This window comes from Ruegeria sp. CH2 (genome assembly GCF_056537065.1).
In genome coordinates this window covers 486,018-502,691 of record NZ_JBQFQV010000001.1, presented here as the reverse complement: position 1 = coordinate 502,691, position 16,674 = coordinate 486,018, and the positions used below count along the sequence as shown (strand labels likewise).

Here is a 16,674-nt window from a genome sequence, read left to right as displayed (position 1 = left end):
GGGGCGCTGCCCCCAAACCCCCGGAGTATTTCTGAAAAGATGAAGGGTGAGGGCGGTGATACGGATCAATCTGGCTTTGCAGGGCGGCGGTGCGCATGGGGCATTCACCTGGGGTGTGCTTGACCGACTGCTGGATGAGGAAGACATCGAGGTTGCCGCGATCACCGGAACATCCGCCGGTGCGTTGAACGGTGCGGCGTTCAAATCGGGGATGGTTCATTCAGGACGTGAAGGTGCGCGCGCGCAACTGGACGGGCTTTGGAGGCGTATGGGTGCGATTGGAGACATGCGTATAGCCAATTGGTTTCGCGGGTTGGAACCGGCCGCAATCGCGCAGGCGATGGAATATTCGGTGCCGTTTTCAATCGGTGATGCCTGGTCGCGGATGGTGTCACCTTATGCCTATGGTCCATTCTACAGCAATCCGCTGGAGCCGGTGGTGGACAGGTTCAATTTTGCGGAAGTATGCGCCGATGCGGGACCCCGCCTGTTTGTGTGCGCCACCTGCGTGAGAAGTGGGAAAATCCGCGTCTTTACTGGCGAGGAGGTCTCGACAGATGCCATTCTGGCTTCAGCTTGCCTGCCGACCCTGTTCAAGGCAGTCGAGATATTTGATCCAAATACTAACCGGGTCGAAGCCTACTGGGATGGCGGTTATACTGGTAATCCGGCGCTCTATCCGCTGTTCAACAATGACCTGCCGGATGACGTAGTGATCGTGAATATCAACCCGTTGGAGCGCGACGCGGTACCGGTCACACCGCAGCAGATCCAGAACCGGATCAACGAGATCAGCTTCAATTCCTCCCTGTTTCGCGAATTGCGGGCAATCAGCTTTGTTCAGCGGCTTCTGAAAGAGGGCAAGCTGAAGGCCGGGGACATGAGCCGCGTTCTGGTGCATATGATTGCGGATAACGAGTTGATGAGCAGCCTGTCTGTTGCCACCAAAACCGTGCCCAACCCGGTTATTTTGCACAAGCTGAAACAGGCGGGGCGGGCGGCAGCGGATCGTTTTCTGGCCAAGCACAAGAGTGATCTGGGCCAGACCAGTACAGTCGATCTGCCGACCATGTTCGGTTAATCACTCGGGTGGTTGCGTAGGGTCTTTTTCGTTAGGATAAACGAGCCCGGCCGAGATCACCAGTTTCGCGGCATCCTCAATTGTCATGTCCAGCAAAATTACGTCTTCCGCCGGGAAAAACAGCAAAAAGCCCGAGGTCGGGTTGGGGGTGGTCGGAACAAAGACGCTTAGCAGCTCTCCTCCGGTCTCTGCGCGTTTGCTGATTTCGCCCCTGGCGGTTGTCGAGACGAACCCAATGGCCCAGATCCCGCGGCGGGGGTACTGGATCAGGCAAGCCTTTTCAAAAGAGCGTTCGGTTTGGGCAAATACGGTTTCCGAGATTTGTTTGATCCCGGAATAGATCGAGCGGACGACCGGCATCCGATCTACCACGCTTTCGGCGAACAGGATCAGGGACCGGCCCAGAATGCCTTTGGCGATCCACCCTACAATCACGGTAAAGATCAGGAAGATCACGACGCCCACACCGCGCAGGTTGATACCAACGTATTGTTCCGGTTGGAACTGATGAGGCACCAGTGGCAAAACGGCACTGTCGATCCAGCCGACTACCGACCAGATCAGCCAAACCGTCAGCCAGACCGGTGCAATGACAACGAGGCCGGTCAGGAAAGATGCGCGCAGCCGTGCCAGCATGCCAGGACGGCGATGATGCGGTTCTTCGTCGAACGGTGTATTCATCTTGGTTCCGAGTGGTTATCGGGATTTAGGTAGTCAATCGGTAGCCATGGCACAATAGGCTTGCGTTATCCCTGTTCTGCCAGTGCCCGTGCAATCGCCGCAGCAAGGCGCGCATTGTTGCGCACGAGGGCAATGTTGGCGGTAAGCGAACGTCCTTCGGTCTTTTCAAAGATACGTTGCAGCAGATAGGGCGTCACATCTTTTCCGGTGATCCGATGCGCATCTGCATCAGCCTGTGCCTCGGCGATGATGGGGGCCAGTATTTCGGAAGGGATCTGATCCGCGATCGGGATCGGGTTCGCCACAAGCTGCCCGCCGGGCAGGCCCAACGCGCGACGCGTTGCATGGGCCTTGGCGATAGCCTCAGGAGTGTCCATGCGCAGGGGGGCAGCATAGGGTGATTTTGCAGACCAGAAGGCAGGAAACGCATCCTGGCCATGGGCGATGACAGGCACCCCCAGCGTTTCCAGAACTTCAAGAGTTTTGGCCAGATCAAGGATGGCCTTGGCCCCGGCTGCGACGACGGTGACTGGTGTATGGCCAAGTTCGTGCAGATCAGCCGAGATGTCGAACGTGGTTTCAGCGCCCTGATGCACACCCCCGATGCCGCCGGTGGCAAATACCTCGATCCCGGCATAATGCGCGGCGATCATGGTGGCGGCGACGGTTGTGGCTCCGGTACCACCGGTCGAGATGCAGGCCGCCATATCTGCGCGCGAGATTTTGGCAACGCCTTGCGCCTGACCCAGCCATTGCAACTGGCCAGGCTCGAGCCCCACATGCAATTTGCCTTCAATCACCGCCATGGTCGCCGGAACCGCCCCCGCATCGCGGATGTCCTGTTCGACCTGCGCCGCAACTTCGACGTTTTGCGGGTAGGGCATGCCATGGGTGATGATGGTGCTTTCCAGCGCAACGATGGGATGACCCGCGTCCTTGGCAGCGCGGACCTCGGCTGAATATTGAATGTCGATCACAGTGGGGTTTCTCCGGAAACGTAGGTTGCTGCGGCATGCAGAGCGCGGGTCAGAGCCTCATCACTCGATGCGCCGCCGGATTCTGAGGCGATATGAGCCGCCATGAAGGTATCCCCGGCGCCGGTCACACGGGTGACCAGAACGGAGGGGGGTGTTTGGGTCAGAATTTCGTCCGAACTGCCGATCGTGGCCGAGCTGCCGCCATCGGTGACCAGCACGCGCAGTGCGCCACGATCCAGAAGGCCCTTTGCGGCAGATTCAGAATCGGTGAATTCACGCTGGCACAATATTCCTGCTTCTTCGAGGTTCACATAAAGCGTGGCGCGGGCATGTTTCAGGAAGGGCAACAGGCGCTCGGCCTTACCTGGCGAGGCCGGGGCAACACGCAGATCGGCACGGGCAAATGCAGGGCTTTGGGCGATTTCTTCCAGCAGGTTCAGGGTCAGGTTGCCGTCAAGCGCAATGGGCCCCTCAAAGGGCGTGTTTTCATAGCCTAGCGGGCCGTGCATCAGCGGACGCAGTATCTTAGCGCCAGCGGCTTCCAGCGAATGCGCGTCGGCAATGGCCGCGATCAACCCGTTGGCACCTTCGACGGCCATATATCGGTCGGTCGGCAGGTCCTGCGAGCGATAGATGTGATCCGTGACCATACCGAGGCGGGAACAGGCATGAATCAGCTCGTCGCCCTCGGGGTCGCGGCCAATGGCGGTCAGCAGGGTTGGCGTCATACCAAAACGCACCAGCGTCATGGCTATGTTCATCGCAACACCACCCGGCAGACGGGTAATCCGGCCAGGCACGTCCGAGCCTTGCCGCATGGCACTGGCCGATCGTCCGATCACGTCCCACAGGACCGAACCGATACACAGGATATTACTGTTCTGAGTCATAAAGGACGTCATGCCGCAGCGGTGATGCCCATGCAAGTCAGAACGTTACCGCAATCAGAGATTTACGGTGCACAGGTCCGATATGCCCTTTGGGCTTGCGATCTGCGGCCTTCGCGGGAACAATCGATAGCAATGATTGGTGATTTGATTTTCCTGTTGGAGCTTTTCGTATGAATGGCCCTGTTTTCCGCGCCATCTTTCGAACCCTCAAAACCTGTGCCCTGAGTTTTTTTGTTCTTGTAGCTTTGCATCCCGGATCCGGCAGAGCGCAATCCGCCCCGCCGACCGTCGTTGATTTCTGGGTCAAGTCCGACACTTTGTTTCTAGAGTTGAAATGGAATGCCGAGGCCATATTAACCGGGAACAATCCCGCGCAGCCCGCTGCGTTTTCCGACGATCCAAACTACAAATCCTTGCGGCGGCTGGTTTCCTCTGAGCTGGAACCCCAGATCAGAGAGTTCGTTCAGCTCTGGAAACATAATCTTATCGTGGAGGCACCAGAGCGATTGAGTTTGTCTTATGAAGGTGTGCGTATTCCTGTTGTAGGAGAAACGGAGAAAGTGCGGGTTTCCAAACTGTTGCTGACTGCTCCTTTGCCCGATCAGGCGTCAAACCTGCGTCTGACCTGGCCGTCAGAAAGCGGACCCATCGTTCTGCGACAGCAAAATGTCGCGGCCCCATACACCGGGTATTTGGCTGCCGGTGAAGCCAGCCCGCTGATCCCCTTGCAAGGCGGGGCGTCTCTGACAACGCAACAAACATTGCAGACATATTTCACAAAAGGGGTCGATCAGTTTCTCCGAAACCCAATTAAGGCATCCATTCTTGTTTTGGCGCTAGTGTTTCTGTCTTTGAAATTGCGCCCAGTGGTATCTCAACTGGTGTTCCTGTCAGCGGGCGCTCTGATCGGGCTTGGGCTGGGTTTGCATGGCGTATTGGATGCAGGAAAAGTGAGCGAGGCCCCGGTTCTGGTGGCTTCGACCATCGTTCTGGCGCTGTGGAACCTGGTTGCCCGGCGATTGCAGGTCTGGCGTTTGTTGGCGGTTCTCGCCATTGGCGGTCTTCAAGGTCTGGTATTTGCCTCGGCCCTGATCGGGATCGGAGTGCCGCCAGATCATCTGCCCCCGGCCATCTTGGGCTTTGGCGCCGGGAATATTCTGCCGCTTTTTGCCGTGGCCCTTGCCGGGCTTGCTCTGGCGCTTTTGTTTTCTGGCGGCTCACACCGTATACGAGGCCGGGTATCGGTTCTGGCCTCGATGCTGATTGCAGGTGCCGGGGTCTACTGGATAGTCGAGCCTTGGGTGCAGGGTTAAGGCAACGCGGCCAGCAGCATTTTCAGTGCGCCAAGCGGATCGTCACTGCCCCAGATCTCATCGCCGATGCCAAAGAAATCGGTGCAGGGGGCCAGATCGCGGATCAATTCGGGCGTCAACCCACCTTCGGCCACAACCGGAACCTCGATCATCTCGGACCACCATTGGAACAGGTCCTTTTCGGCGCGGGTCCCATCCCTCAGTTTGGCCGAGCCGACAGGACCGAAAGCCACATAATCCGCCCCGTTTTCACCAGCAGTCATGCCATCATGGCTGGACGCGCCGCAAAAGCTTCCGACGATTGCATCGGCGCCCAGTTCCTTGCGCGCGGTGCGGACCGAGCGTGCAGCATCATCCAGGTGCACCCCGTCCAGCCCCAAACGCTGCGCCAGCAATACATGGTTCGAGATCACGATGGCCACGTCGCGCGAATGGGCGACTTCGCGACAAGCGTCCGCTGCACGGGCGATGGTATCTTCGTCGCTTCCGGCCAACGCGAGGCGGATACAGGCAATCTCGACCCCGTCCAGCACAGTCGCCAGCTTGTTCGTGAACGTGCTCAACTCGATGGTCGGAGGCGTGATCAGGTAAATCTGCGGCTGCTCGGGGGTGTCCATGGGCGCGTCCTTCGGCTTTCAGTCTTTGGCGCGGTTTAGCGGATTGCGGCTGGGAAGCAAACTTTTATGGATCAGAGCCTGCAAATAACGCCCCTGCGCCTTGCCCTGCAAGAGCCTGCCAATTACAGCAGGCCAAGTTTTCTTAAGGTGAGCCATGCCCAGCGACAAACCCCAGCCTTCCTTCGTGCTTGTGCGCCCGCAAATGGGTGAAAACATCGGTGCTGCTGCGCGGGCGATGTGGAACTTTGGGCTTGACCGGATGCGTATCGTGGCCCCGCGTGACGGCTGGCCGAACCCCAAAGCGGTGGCAATGTCCAGCGGCGCAGGGCGCTTGCTGGATGAGGCGCAGCTGTTTGACGACTTGGCCGGGTCGCTGGCCGACAGCACGTTTGTCTTCGCCACGACAGCCCGTCAGCGGGGCTTGACCAAACCTGTCTACAGCCCAGAACACGCAATGAAGATTGCCGCCGGAAAGATCGCGGCAGGCGAGAAGGTTACCGTTCTGTTCGGCCCTGAACGCGCGGGGCTAGAGAATGAAGACATCGCCAAGGCCAACGCGATCATCTCGGTGCCGGTGAACCCGGAATATGCCTCGCTGAACCTTGGTCAATGCGTATTGCTGACCGCCTATGAGTGGATGCGCCAGACCGGGGATGTGGTGCATGAATCGACCGACCTGGGCAAAGGTGACTGGGCCACTGGGATCGAGGTCGAAAAACTTGTCGAGCATTACGAGGATAGGCTGGAGGAGGCGGGGTTCTTCTACCCTCCCGAAAAGGCCGAAGGGATGAAGGTTAACCTGCGCAACCTGTGGTCGCGGATGCGAATGACACGGGCCGATGTGCAGATGTTGCACGGGATCATGCGTCAGATGGTCCGCTGGAAGGATAAAGGCTGAGGCTGGACCTATCTTCACCCAAGCCCTAGCTTGCGACAAAATCAGGACATGAGGACAGCATGAGCGGTAAGCGCAGCATCTTCGAAGAGGTCACGGACACCAAAAAACAACAGGCGGTTCAACCCGGTATGATCGACCGGGGGCGCGGCGGCGCGCGCAATGCGATCCGCGTCTGGCTGATGATCCTGTTTGCTCTGGTCGTTGTGATGATCGCGGTTGGCGGCTTGACGCGCCTGACTGACAGCGGCCTCTCGATCACCGAATGGCGCCCGATCACCGGAGCTTTGCCGCCGATGACCGAAGCGGACTGGCAGGCAGAGTTCGACAAGTACAAGCAGATTGACCAATGGCGCATCCAAAACCAGTGGATGGAACTGGGTGATTTCAAATCCATCTATTGGTGGGAATGGGGCCATCGTCAGTTGGGCCGCATGATCGGTTTGGTCTGGGCCGTTGGATTTCTGACCTTTCTTCTCACCCGCAAGATCCCGACAGGGTGGATGGGAAAGCTGATCGTTCCGGGTCTTCTTGGCGGTCTGCAGGGCGCTGTTGGTTGGTGGATGGTGGCCTCGGGCGTCACCCAGGGTGAAGGCATGACGGCTGTTGCAAGTTACCGTCTGGCAACGCATTTGGGGCTGGCTTTTGTGATCCTGGGAGTCCTGGCCTGGTACATCTTTGAACTCGGCCGGGAAGAACGTGACCTGATGCAGGCGCGCCGGGCCAAAGAGGTCAGGCTGTTTTCATTGTCCACAGGGCTGATGCACTTCGCCTTTTTACAAATACTCATTGGCGCGCTTGTCGCCGGGATCGACGCCGGGCGGTCTTACACCGACTGGCCGCTGATGGGAGGGCAGTTGCTTCCACCGGATGCGACTATGTTGGAGCCGATGTGGCGAAACTTCTTTGAAAGCCCCGGTCTGGTACAGTTCATCCACCGGTGTGCAGGGTATCTGCTGTTCATCTTCGCCGTTGTCGTCTGGCGACGTGGCAGCGGCAGCGCGCATCCGCAGACGCGTTTTGCCTTCAACGCTGCTTTCGCCGCGCTTTCGTTACAGGTCGTCGTCGGCATCGTGACCGTGGTTTACGGCGCGCCATGGCAGGTCGCTATCTTCCACCAGTTTATGGCCGTCATCGTTTGGACGCTGATCCTGCGCGCGCGGTTCCTCACGGCTTATCCAATCGCAACATCTGTGCGCGGAGTTTGAAATTATGACCGCTTTCAATGAACTGATGACCTTTCAGCGGGAAACTTCGGCTTTGGGCCAGATCGCCGGTCGGCTTGGCTGGGACCAGGAAACCGTCATGCCGCGCGGCGCAGCGCCACAGCGCGCCGAAGAAATGGCAGCTATCGAATCTGTCCTGCACGCACGTCGTTCTGATCCTCGTGTTGCCGAATGGCTGGATCAGGCCGCGCCTCAGGATGAGGTCGGCAAGGCGCAGATGCGTGAAATCCGGCGCGCATATGATCGCGCGGTGAAGGTGCCTGCCGATCTGGCGACGGCGATTGCCCGTGTGACATCCGCTGCGCAGGGAAAGTGGGCGCAGGCGCGCGCGGATGAAGATGTCTCGGCCTTTCTTCCGGTTCTGGAAGAGGTCGTATCGCTGAAACGACAGGAAGGCGAGGCGCTGGCGCAAGGGGGCGACGTATACGACGCCATGGTCGAAGATTACGAGCCTTACACGACCAGCGCACAGATTGCGGATATCTTCGACCAGATGCGCCCACGACTGGTGGCCCTGCGCGCCGCTGTGCTGGAGCGGCCCGAGCCCGCTGCCCTGAACCGCAGTTTTGATGAGCAGACCCAGATGCGTCTGACACAAGAACTGGCGGTCGCCTTTGGCTATGACTTGAACAATGGCCGCGTGGACAAGGCGGTTCACCCGTTCAGTTCAGGCAGTGGTCTTGACGTCCGCATCACCACGCGAACCAGCGAAACAGACCCGTTCAATTGTTTCTATTCCACCATTCACGAGGTGGGCCACGCCGCCTATGAACAGGGGATCGACAGGAAATACCTGCTGACACCGCTCGGGTCTGGAGTGTCGATGGGCGTGCATGAAAGTCAAAGCCGGATCTACGAAAACCAGTTGGGTCGGTCGCGGGCCTTTACCGGTTGGTTGTTCGAACAAATGAAAGAGGCGTTCGGCGATTTCGGCATTGCCGATCCGGATGCGTTTTATGCGACGGTCAACCGCGTGCATAACGGCTATATCCGCACCGAGGCGGATGAGGTTCAATACAATCTGCACATCATGCTGCGGTTTGATCTGGAACGCGCGCTGATGGCCGAAGACTTGCAGGTCGGCGATCTGGAAGCCGCCTGGAATGATCGGTTCAAGGCAGATTTCGGTTATGCGGTCGACAAGCCCTCGAACGGTTGTTTGCAGGATGTGCATTGGTCGGTTGGGCTGTTCGGTTACTTCCCGACATACTCGCTGGGCAATGTCTATGCTGGGTGCCTCTATCAGGCTTTGCGCGGTTCAGAGCCCGATCTTGATGCGCAACTGGCCCGCGGCTGCACGTCCGGCGCGACCGGCTGGTTGCGTGAGCATGTGCAGCAGCATGGCGGCCTTTATGCACCGCGCGAGGTGATAGCCCGTGCAAGCGGCATCGAGCCCGGACCGGACCCATTGCTAACCTATCTTGAGGCCAAGTTCGGCGCGCTCTACGATTTGTGAGTTTCCGAATTGCCTCCCAAGCGTTAGAATCGGTGCACCGATACCATCGCCTGGGAGGCAACGATGACCGGAAAAGCCCGCAAGAAAGCCAGTGATTTTGATCCGCGTATCCTCGAGATATTCGACGGATATGTGCACGGCACGATGTCCAAGCGTGAGTTCATCTCAAAAGCCGGTAAATACACGGCTGCCGGAATGACAGGCGCAATGATTCTGGACCAGTTGCAACCCAATTACGCCTGGGCGCAACAGGTGGCCCCGGACGATCCCGCGATCCAAACCATGGTGGTCGCATATGGCAGCCCGGATGGGCATAGCGAAACCAGCGGCCTGATGGCGATGCCGGCAAATGCCGCGGGTAAACTGCCAGCGGTACTGGTCGTGCACGAGAACCGGGGTCTGAACCCTTATATCGAGGACGTTGTGCGCCGCGCGGCCAAGGCCGGTTTCCTGGCTTTTGGACCTGATGGGTTGTCCCCCCTTGGCGGCTATCCCGGTACTGATGAAGAAGGGCGCGAGATGCAGCGCTCGATGGACCGGGAAAAACTGATGGCGGATTTCTTCGCCGCCTTTGAGTTCCTTCGTGATCATGATCTTTCAACCGGCAAAGTTGGCGCTGTCGGCTTCTGCTATGGCGGAGGTGTTTGCAACGCGTTGGCCGTAGCCTATCCGGACCTTGCTGCCTCGGTGCCATTCTACGGTCGGCAACCACCAGCCGAAGATGTTCCGTCCATCGAAGCACCTCTTATGATTCACTATGCCGGTCTGGACGAGCGTATCAACGCTGGATGGCCTGCATATTCAGAGGCGCTGAAAGCCAATCAAAAGAAATTCAGCGTGCACTTCTATCCGGACGTCAATCACGGCTTTCACAACGATACGACGCCCAGATATGACGAAGCCGCGGCAAATCTGGCATGGAGCCGGACCATCGCTTTTTTCAATGCCTACCTGACATGAACTGAACCCCGGGAATCGTCGAACCGGTGCCCGGGGTTACTGTCATTCTTCCTCGTCGCCCTGATCTGCGATCCACGCGACGCTGACGACTTCTTCGCCCTTGCCGGTATTGAACACCTTCACGCCACCTGCGGATCTTGAGCGGAAAGAGATACCATCGACCGGCACCCGGATAGATTGGCCTTTCGATGTGGCCAGCATGATCTGATCGTCGATCTCGACCGGGAAGGATGCAACCAAGTCCCCGCCGCGCATGGCCTTGTCCATCGCCGCCACACCCATGCCGCCACGTCCGCGCACAGGATAGTCGTGGCTTGAACTCAACTTGCCTGCACCACCAGCGGTGATAGTGAGGATAAGGTTTTCGGCAGCCGACATCTCGGCGTATTTTTCCTGGCTGAAATCGCTGCTTGCTGCGGCTTCCTCGTCTTCACCAGCGTCTTCTTCGGTAAGCCCCGCGACCGCACGCCGCATCTTGAGATAGGCCACACGATCTTCGGGTGTCGCCTCGAAATGACGGATCACGGACATCGACACGACGCGGTCACCGTTGGTCAGCCTGATCCCCCGGACACCTGTGGATTCGCGCGAGTTGAAGACACGCACGTCAGTTGTCCGGAAGCGGATCGCGCGGCCGGAATTGGTGACCAGCATCACGTCTTCGTCTTCCGAACAGATGCGCGCATTCACCAGTTCAATGCCGTCGGGCAGCTTCATGGCAATCTTGCCGTTGCGCCGGACATTGGTGAAGTCCGACAACCGGTTACGACGCACGTCACCTGCGCTGGTGGCAAAGACGATCTGGAGGTTTTCCCATTCCTCGTCCGGTACATCCACGGGCATTATCGCGGCGATGGAAACGCCAGTTGGGATCGGAAGGATGTTGACGATGGCCTTACCTTTGCCGGTGCGTCCGGATTGGGGCAAGCGCCAGGTCTTGAGCTTGTAGACCATCCCGTCCGTCGTGAAGAACAGCAGCTGTGTATGGGTGTTCGCAACGAAGAGGTTGGTCACAACATCCTCTTCCTTGGTTTGCATCCCCGACAGGCCCTTGCCACCGCGTTTCTGGGCGCGGAAATCTGCCAGCGGTGTGCGTTTGATGTACCCGCCCGAAGTGACGGTCACGACCATGTCTTCACGCTCGATCAGGTCTTCGTCTTCCATGTCACCGGACCAGTCGACGATCTCAGTGCGGCGGTCGACCGCGAACTGTTCACGCACGCTGCGCAGCTCATCAGCGATGATGCCCATGATCCGTTCGCGTGAGGACAGAATATCAAGGTATTCCTTGATCTTGGCCGCCAGTTCTTCCAGCTCGTCCGTGACCTCTTTGACACCCAGTTGGGTCAGGCGTTGCAAGCGCAACTCCAGAATGGCACGGGCCTGAACCTCGGTCAGATTATAGGTGCCATCGTCATTCATCTTGGACAGAGGATCATCGATCAGGCGCAGATAACTTTCGATTTCTGAGGCAGGCCAACGGCGGGTCATCAGTTTTTCGCGGGCCTCGGCGGCGTCCGCCGACGACCGGATCGTTGCGACCACTTCATCGACATTGGACACGGCCACAGCCAGACCACACAGGATGTGGCTGCGTTCGCGCGCCTTGCGCAGGTCATAGGCCGTACGGCGGGCAACGACATCTTCACGGAAGTCGATGAACGAGGTCAGGAACCGGCGCAGGGTCAGCTGTTCGGGGCGGCCACCATTCAGCGCCAGCATATTGCAGCCAAAGGAGGTCTGCATCGGCGAAAAGCGGTAGAGCTGGTTCAGCACCACCTCGGGCGTCGCATCGCGCTTGAGCTCGACCACAACGCGCACGCCGTTGCGGTCGGATTCGTCCTGTACATGGGCCACGCCTTCGATCCGCTTCTCGCGAACCGCCTCGGCGATCTTTTCGATCATCGCGGCCTTGTTCACCTGATAGGGAATCTCGTCGACAACGATGGCATAGCGGTCCTTGCGAATTTCTTCCACCCGGGTCTTGGCGCGGATGATGACGCTGCCGCGGCCCTCCAGATAGGCCTTACGCGCACCTGAGCGCCCAAGCATCACACCGCCGGTTGGAAAGTCGGGGCCGGGGACGTATTCGATCAACTGTTCTGATGTAAGGTCGGGATCGTCGATCAGCGCCAGAGTCGCATCGACTACTTCGCCAAGGTTGTGCGGTGGAATGTTTGTCGCCATCCCCACGGCGATTCCTCCGGCACCATTGACCAGCATGTTCGGGAAACGGGCCGGCAGAACTGTCGGCTCCCGGTCCTTGCCGTCATAGTTGTCCTGAAAATCGACCGTTTCTTTTTCGATATCAGCCAACAGGGAAGCGGCGGGCTTGTCCATCCGCACTTCGGTATACCGCATAGCCGCCGGGTTATCGCCGTCCATCGAGCCAAAGTTGCCCTGACCATCCAGCAGCGGCAGCGACATCGAGAAATCCTGCGCCATCCGCACCAGCGCGTCATAGATCGCACTGTCACCATGCGGGTGGTACTTACCCATCACGTCGCCCACCGGGCGTGCCGATTTGCGGTACGCCTTATCGTGGGTATTCCCCGTTTCGTGCATTGCATAAAGGATACGCCGGTGAACCGGTTTCAGCCCGTCGCGCAAATCAGGGATCGCGCGGCTGACGATGACCGACATGGCATAGTCCAGATAGGACGTGCGCATTTCGGATTCGATGGAAACCGTCGGGCCGTCATAGACTGGGCGCTCGGGCGGGGTTTCATCCATGTTTTCAGGAATTTCTGGCGTATCGCTCACGTAAACTGCCCGTGTCTTGTTCTGGGTCTATATCTTGTGGGTGTATCTTATCAGACCCGGCACATAAGGTGCAAGCAAGCAGCGCCTTTACGGGGAAATTCCCCGGTAATACTCAAGTAACATATTGTTATATAAGTATTAGAAGGTTTTCGTGATATCTTGAACAGGCCTTGTATCAAACAGGAGGTCTGCATGAATCCAAGCGAAACCGAATTGATGCTCAAGGGGTACGGGCTGACAACGGCTGAGTTTTTCTATCATATGCCCGACTATATCCACGTCTTGAACACGTTCATCTGGCAGGATTACGACCTTGCGCCGGATCATCCGAAACTGTTCAAATTCATCGACTTCTGGCAGCGCGAAATCGAAGGCCCGCTGCATTCGGTCAAATTCACCCATCGCAAAATGATCGCACCGGGTGAGTGGCGCAACATGGTGGGCGAGTTTCGTGTGAACTGAGCGAGAGGCAGGTACGAGTTCCGTTGGTGCATGCTCTTCAATCATTGAAGCGAAATGGTCGGCGCGTGTCTGATGATCCGTCCGAAGCGAAATCAGGAATTCCTGAATCGTTCAGCCAGAGCAACTGGCACCGCCCAGCACGCAGAATTTGGCACAATGGGGGTGGTTCAGGTGAACGTCAGCCTCGGATTCGGCCAGAGAATGCCCCATCTCGAACTCCGACTCGTAGGGCAGCAGGGTGCAGGCCAACACGGCAGGCCGGTCAGCGCCTTTCCGTTTCACCACCATGCGGGCGCTGGCGCACATCAATGCATCGGGTGATTTGTTCAGTATTCCCCAGCAAGCCGTTGTAATCTCGGGAACTTCGACAGTTTCGTCCATTTCCGGGAACAGGACGGTCCGAGCCGGGTTATGCGGGTCAATGTCAAAGCCGTGCTCTGTAAAGAATGCGGCATAACCCGCGCGACTTTCCGTGTCAGACTCACCCCAAACGGTGCGCCCGGCAACAGCCATGTTAAAGCCGTGATCGCGCAGCCACTTCATACCCGTCAGGGTTTTTTCAAAGCTCCCCTTGCCGCGTTCAAGGTCGTGCAGTTCTGCGCGGTAATGATCGACGGAAACACGCAGGGTCAGCTTGTCATTGAAAGTCCTTTGCAATGCCAGTAGCCCGTCGCGCACCTTGCGGCGCATCATCGGGGCCATCGCGTTGGTCAGGATCAGAACTTCGTATCCACGCTCCAGCGCGGCGCGGGTCATATCGATCATCTCGGGGTTCATAAAGGGCTCGCCGCCCGTAAAACCGATTTCACGCACAGGCCAATTGCGGGCTTCGATCTGATCCAGGTAGTCACGAACCTCGTCTGCAGTGATATAAACCAGTGCGTCATTGGTCGGGCTGCTGGCGATATAGCAGCTTACGCATTCAATATTGCACAGCGTGCCGGTGTTGAACCACAGGGTCTGAGGGTTGGTCAGGGAAACCTTTGCGCGGGTCTGGCCATCGGCCGTTACCAGTTTACGCTGAAACTTGCCGATATTGGCAAGCTGAGGGGCGTTGTCTTTCATTCCCGCATCCGGTTCGTTGAAGTCATCAGACTGATCTAGCCCTTTGTCGCGGATTTGGTAAGTCTGGTGCAGGGGTTCTGACAGAGTTTTGATCAACAAGATTTATTGAGCTTTGGTTGCGCTAACATTGGACATGCCGGAAGGGTCAGGGTAAGGACAACTCATGGTTTCACGTGTCATCCCTGTTGATCCATTTGATCTGATCATTTTCGGCGGCACCGGTGATCTGGCGCAGCGTAAGATCCTGCCTGCGCTTTTCCGTCGGTATTGTGCGGGTCAGTGGCACGAGGATGCCCGGATTATCGCAGCGGCGCGCGCCGGTCATTCGGCGGACGCCTTTCGTAAGATGGTTGCTGAGTCGCTGCAACGGCACGCTTCGGAACGCGCCCGGGATTCGCAAGCCCTGACCCGGTTCCTGCAACGGGTCGACTATGTATCGCTGGATGCCTTGACGTCGGAAGGTTGGGATGTACTGGGCGAAAAGCTCTCGCCGGACCGGGTTCGCGCTTTCTATTTCTCGGTCGGTCCCAGCCTGTTCGGGCCATTGGCCCAGCGGGTTAGGGCGTATGATCTGGTGACAGAAGAAACCCGTATCGTGGTCGAAAAGCCGTTTGGACATGATTTGGCAAGCGCACGGGACTTGAATGCAACACTGGCCGCGCATTTTGATGAAAATCAAATCTACCGGATCGACCATTATCTGGGCAAGGAAACCGTCCAGAATCTGATGGCGGTCCGGTTTGGCAATATGCTGTTCGAACCGCTGTGGAACAGCCAGTATGTCGACCATATTCAGATAACGGTTGCGGAAACTGTTGGTATCGCGGGGCGCGAAGACTATTATGAGCGGGCGGGTGCGATGCGGGACATGGTGCAGAACCACTTAATGCAGCTGCTCTGCCTGATTGCGATGGAACCTCCGGCCAAGTTTGATCCTGACGCAGTTCGGGATGAAAAGCTTAAAGTGATCCGGGCGCTTGATCCGGTTGAACCGCACCACATCGTGCGGGGGCAGTTTGCGGCCGGTCCAGACGGGCCAGGATACCGGGACTGCGTTGGCAATCCGCGATCAACCACCGAAAGCTATGTGGCGTTGAAGGCCCATATCAGCAATTGGCGTTGGGCAGGTACACCGTTCTACCTGCGCACCGGTAAGCGTCTGGTGGCGCGCTCGTCGGTGATCAACGTGATGTTCAAGGACGCGCCGCATTCGATATTCGGGGAAGAGGCGGGGCGTCATGCAAATACGTTGTCGATCCGGTTGCAGCCGAACGAGGGGATCACGCTGAAGGTGACGATCAAGGAACCCGGGCAGGGGGGGATGCGACTGATCGACGTTCCCTTGGACATGAGCTTTGCCGAAGCCCTGGGCCCCGAAAATCAGGACCCGCCAGATGCGTATGAACGCCTGGTGATGGACGTGATCCGCGGAAACCAGACCCTGTTCATGCGCGGGGATGAGGTTGAGGCCGCCTGGGCCTGGACCGATCCGATTATCGCCGGATGGTTGGCACGTGGGGACGTACCAAAGCCTTATGACAGCGGCAGCACAGGGCCGGGCGACGCCGAACTTCTGATGAAACGTGACGGACGTCACTGGCAAGGGATAAAGCCATGAAAATTCAGGAATATGCTGATCGCGAAATGCTTGCCATCGACGTGGCCAACGTGCTGGCGGGCGACCTAGAGGCCGCATTGCTGCACCATGATACCGTTGCAATGGCCGTTCCTGGGGGAACAACTCCGGGCCCTGTTTTTGATAGCCTGTGTGCCGCTGATCTTGAATGGGATCGTGTGCGTGTGTTGCCGACGGATGAACGCTGTGTGCCAGCAGATCATGACCGCTCGAACGAACGTTTGATCCGCGAAAGGTTGCTGACCAGCCGGGCTTCAGTGGCGCAATATATTCCGCTTTATGTCCCTGGTTCAGAACCTGAGGCAGCGTTGCCCGAAATCGAGTCGCTGATTGCGCCGGTATTGCCATTGTCGGTGCTGGTACTTGGAATGGGCGAAGACATGCACACGGCCTCATTGTTTCCGGGAATGGAAGGGCTGGACGAGGCATTGCGCAGTGATGCACCTACGTTGATCGTCGCCCGGACCGAAACGCAGCCAGAGGCGCGAATTTCCCTGACCGCTCCGGTCCTGGACGGGGCGCTGTCGAAACACCTGATCATCTATGGACAGGCAAAACGCGCCGTTCTTGAAAAAGCCATGTCGCTACCACCGGAAGAGGCACCGATCGCCGCAGTTCTTGGTGGCATGACCGTACACTGGGCGGAGTAAGG

15 protein-coding genes are annotated in these 16,674 nt (G+C 58.0%); 9 read left to right on the top strand and 6 right to left on the bottom strand.

The window, feature by feature from the left end; all coding sequences use genetic code 11:
* Nucleotides 1–55: 55 nt before the first annotated feature.
* On the top strand, nucleotides 56–1,081 hold the full coding sequence (locus ACR0M9_RS02480) for a patatin-like phospholipase family protein (protein WP_480772768.1): 1,026 nt from the start codon (nucleotides 56–58) through the stop codon (nucleotides 1,079–1,081).
* Here the strand turns inward: ACR0M9_RS02480 and ACR0M9_RS02475 are convergent, their stop codons facing one another.
* The 3 genes from ACR0M9_RS02475 to ACR0M9_RS02465 all read right to left on the bottom strand — a co-directional run bounded on the left by ACR0M9_RS02475 (nucleotide 1,082) and on the right by ACR0M9_RS02465 (nucleotide 3,629).
* The gene (locus ACR0M9_RS02475) at nucleotides 1,082–1,762 is read right to left on the bottom strand and encodes a DUF502 domain-containing protein (RefSeq protein WP_267365243.1); all 681 of its coding nucleotides are present in this window, start codon (nucleotides 1,760–1,762) and stop codon (nucleotides 1,082–1,084) included.
* A gap of 65 nt (nucleotides 1,763–1,827) precedes the next feature.
* A complete protein-coding gene (locus ACR0M9_RS02470) occupies nucleotides 1,828–2,739 on the bottom strand; it encodes a pseudouridine-5'-phosphate glycosidase (protein ID WP_480528362.1) in 912 nt (303 codons plus the stop codon).
* Nucleotides 2,736–3,629: a PfkB family carbohydrate kinase gene (locus ACR0M9_RS02465; protein WP_480772767.1), complete on the bottom strand. Its 894-nt coding sequence runs from the start codon at nucleotides 3,627–3,629 to the stop codon at nucleotides 2,736–2,738. Before ACR0M9_RS02465 ends, ACR0M9_RS02470 begins: the two co-directional genes overlap by 4 nt.
* A 170-nt stretch (nucleotides 3,630–3,799) precedes the next feature.
* Here ACR0M9_RS02465 and ACR0M9_RS02460 point away from each other — a divergent pair, with 170 nt between their 5' ends.
* Nucleotides 3,800–4,942 carry a HupE/UreJ family protein gene (locus ACR0M9_RS02460; protein ID WP_480772766.1) on the top strand — a complete coding sequence of 381 codons (1,143 nt, stop codon included), beginning with the start codon at nucleotides 3,800–3,802 and terminating at the stop codon, nucleotides 4,940–4,942.
* On the opposite strand, the gene ACR0M9_RS02455 is transcribed toward ACR0M9_RS02460, so the two are convergent.
* Nucleotides 4,939–5,559, bottom strand: a complete 621-nt coding sequence (locus tag ACR0M9_RS02455) for a thiamine phosphate synthase (RefSeq protein WP_480564552.1) — start codon at nucleotides 5,557–5,559, stop codon at nucleotides 4,939–4,941. The two genes, ACR0M9_RS02460 and ACR0M9_RS02455, sit on opposite strands and share 4 nt — an antisense overlap.
* A gap of 154 nt (nucleotides 5,560–5,713) precedes the next feature.
* Here ACR0M9_RS02455 and ACR0M9_RS02450 point away from each other — a divergent pair, with 154 nt between their 5' ends.
* The 4 genes from ACR0M9_RS02450 to yghX all read left to right on the top strand — a co-directional run bounded on the left by ACR0M9_RS02450 (nucleotide 5,714) and on the right by yghX (nucleotide 10,096).
* A complete protein-coding gene (locus ACR0M9_RS02450; RefSeq protein ID WP_480480728.1) occupies nucleotides 5,714–6,457 on the top strand; it encodes an RNA methyltransferase in 744 nt (247 codons plus the stop codon).
* A 59-nt stretch (nucleotides 6,458–6,516) separates the two neighbouring features.
* The gene (gene ctaA, locus ACR0M9_RS02445) at nucleotides 6,517–7,662 is read left to right on the top strand and encodes a heme A synthase (protein WP_480480730.1); all 1,146 of its coding nucleotides are present in this window, start codon (nucleotides 6,517–6,519) and stop codon (nucleotides 7,660–7,662) included.
* Nucleotides 7,663–7,666: 4 nt separating this feature from the next.
* Nucleotides 7,667–9,136, top strand: a complete 1,470-nt coding sequence (locus ACR0M9_RS02440; protein ID WP_480772765.1) for a carboxypeptidase M32 — start codon at nucleotides 7,667–7,669, stop codon at nucleotides 9,134–9,136.
* A gap of 63 nt (nucleotides 9,137–9,199) precedes the next feature.
* Nucleotides 9,200–10,096: a YghX family hydrolase gene (gene yghX / locus ACR0M9_RS02435; protein WP_480772764.1), complete on the top strand. Its 897-nt coding sequence runs from the start codon at nucleotides 9,200–9,202 to the stop codon at nucleotides 10,094–10,096.
* 42 nt (nucleotides 10,097–10,138) lie between these two features.
* Here yghX and gyrA read toward each other — a convergent pair whose 3' ends face one another.
* Nucleotides 10,139–12,859 carry a DNA gyrase subunit A gene (gyrA, locus tag ACR0M9_RS02430; RefSeq protein ID WP_480772763.1) on the bottom strand — a complete coding sequence of 907 codons (2,721 nt, stop codon included), beginning with the start codon at nucleotides 12,857–12,859 and terminating at the stop codon, nucleotides 10,139–10,141.
* 192 nt (nucleotides 12,860–13,051) lie between these two features.
* On the opposite strand from gyrA, the gene ACR0M9_RS02425 reads away from it, so the two are divergent.
* A complete protein-coding gene (locus ACR0M9_RS02425) occupies nucleotides 13,052–13,321 on the top strand; it encodes an usg protein (RefSeq protein ID WP_267366492.1) in 270 nt (89 codons plus the stop codon).
* 111 nt (nucleotides 13,322–13,432) lie between these two features.
* On the opposite strand, the gene ACR0M9_RS02420 is transcribed toward ACR0M9_RS02425, so the two are convergent.
* Nucleotides 13,433–14,386, bottom strand: coding sequence for a radical SAM protein (locus ACR0M9_RS02420; RefSeq protein ID WP_480517191.1), 954 nt, complete (start codon nucleotides 14,384–14,386; stop codon nucleotides 13,433–13,435).
* 163 nt (nucleotides 14,387–14,549) lie between these two features.
* Here ACR0M9_RS02420 and zwf point away from each other — a divergent pair, with 163 nt between their 5' ends.
* Both zwf and pgl read left to right on the top strand, forming a co-directional pair.
* On the top strand, nucleotides 14,550–16,004 hold the full coding sequence (gene zwf / locus ACR0M9_RS02415) for a glucose-6-phosphate dehydrogenase (protein WP_480772762.1): 1,455 nt from the start codon (nucleotides 14,550–14,552) through the stop codon (nucleotides 16,002–16,004).
* Entirely contained in the window at nucleotides 16,001–16,672 is a 672-nt protein-coding gene (gene pgl / locus ACR0M9_RS02410) for a 6-phosphogluconolactonase (protein WP_480505019.1), read from the top strand. Before zwf ends, pgl begins: the two co-directional genes overlap by 4 nt.
* Nucleotides 16,673–16,674: the final 2 nt, after the last annotated feature.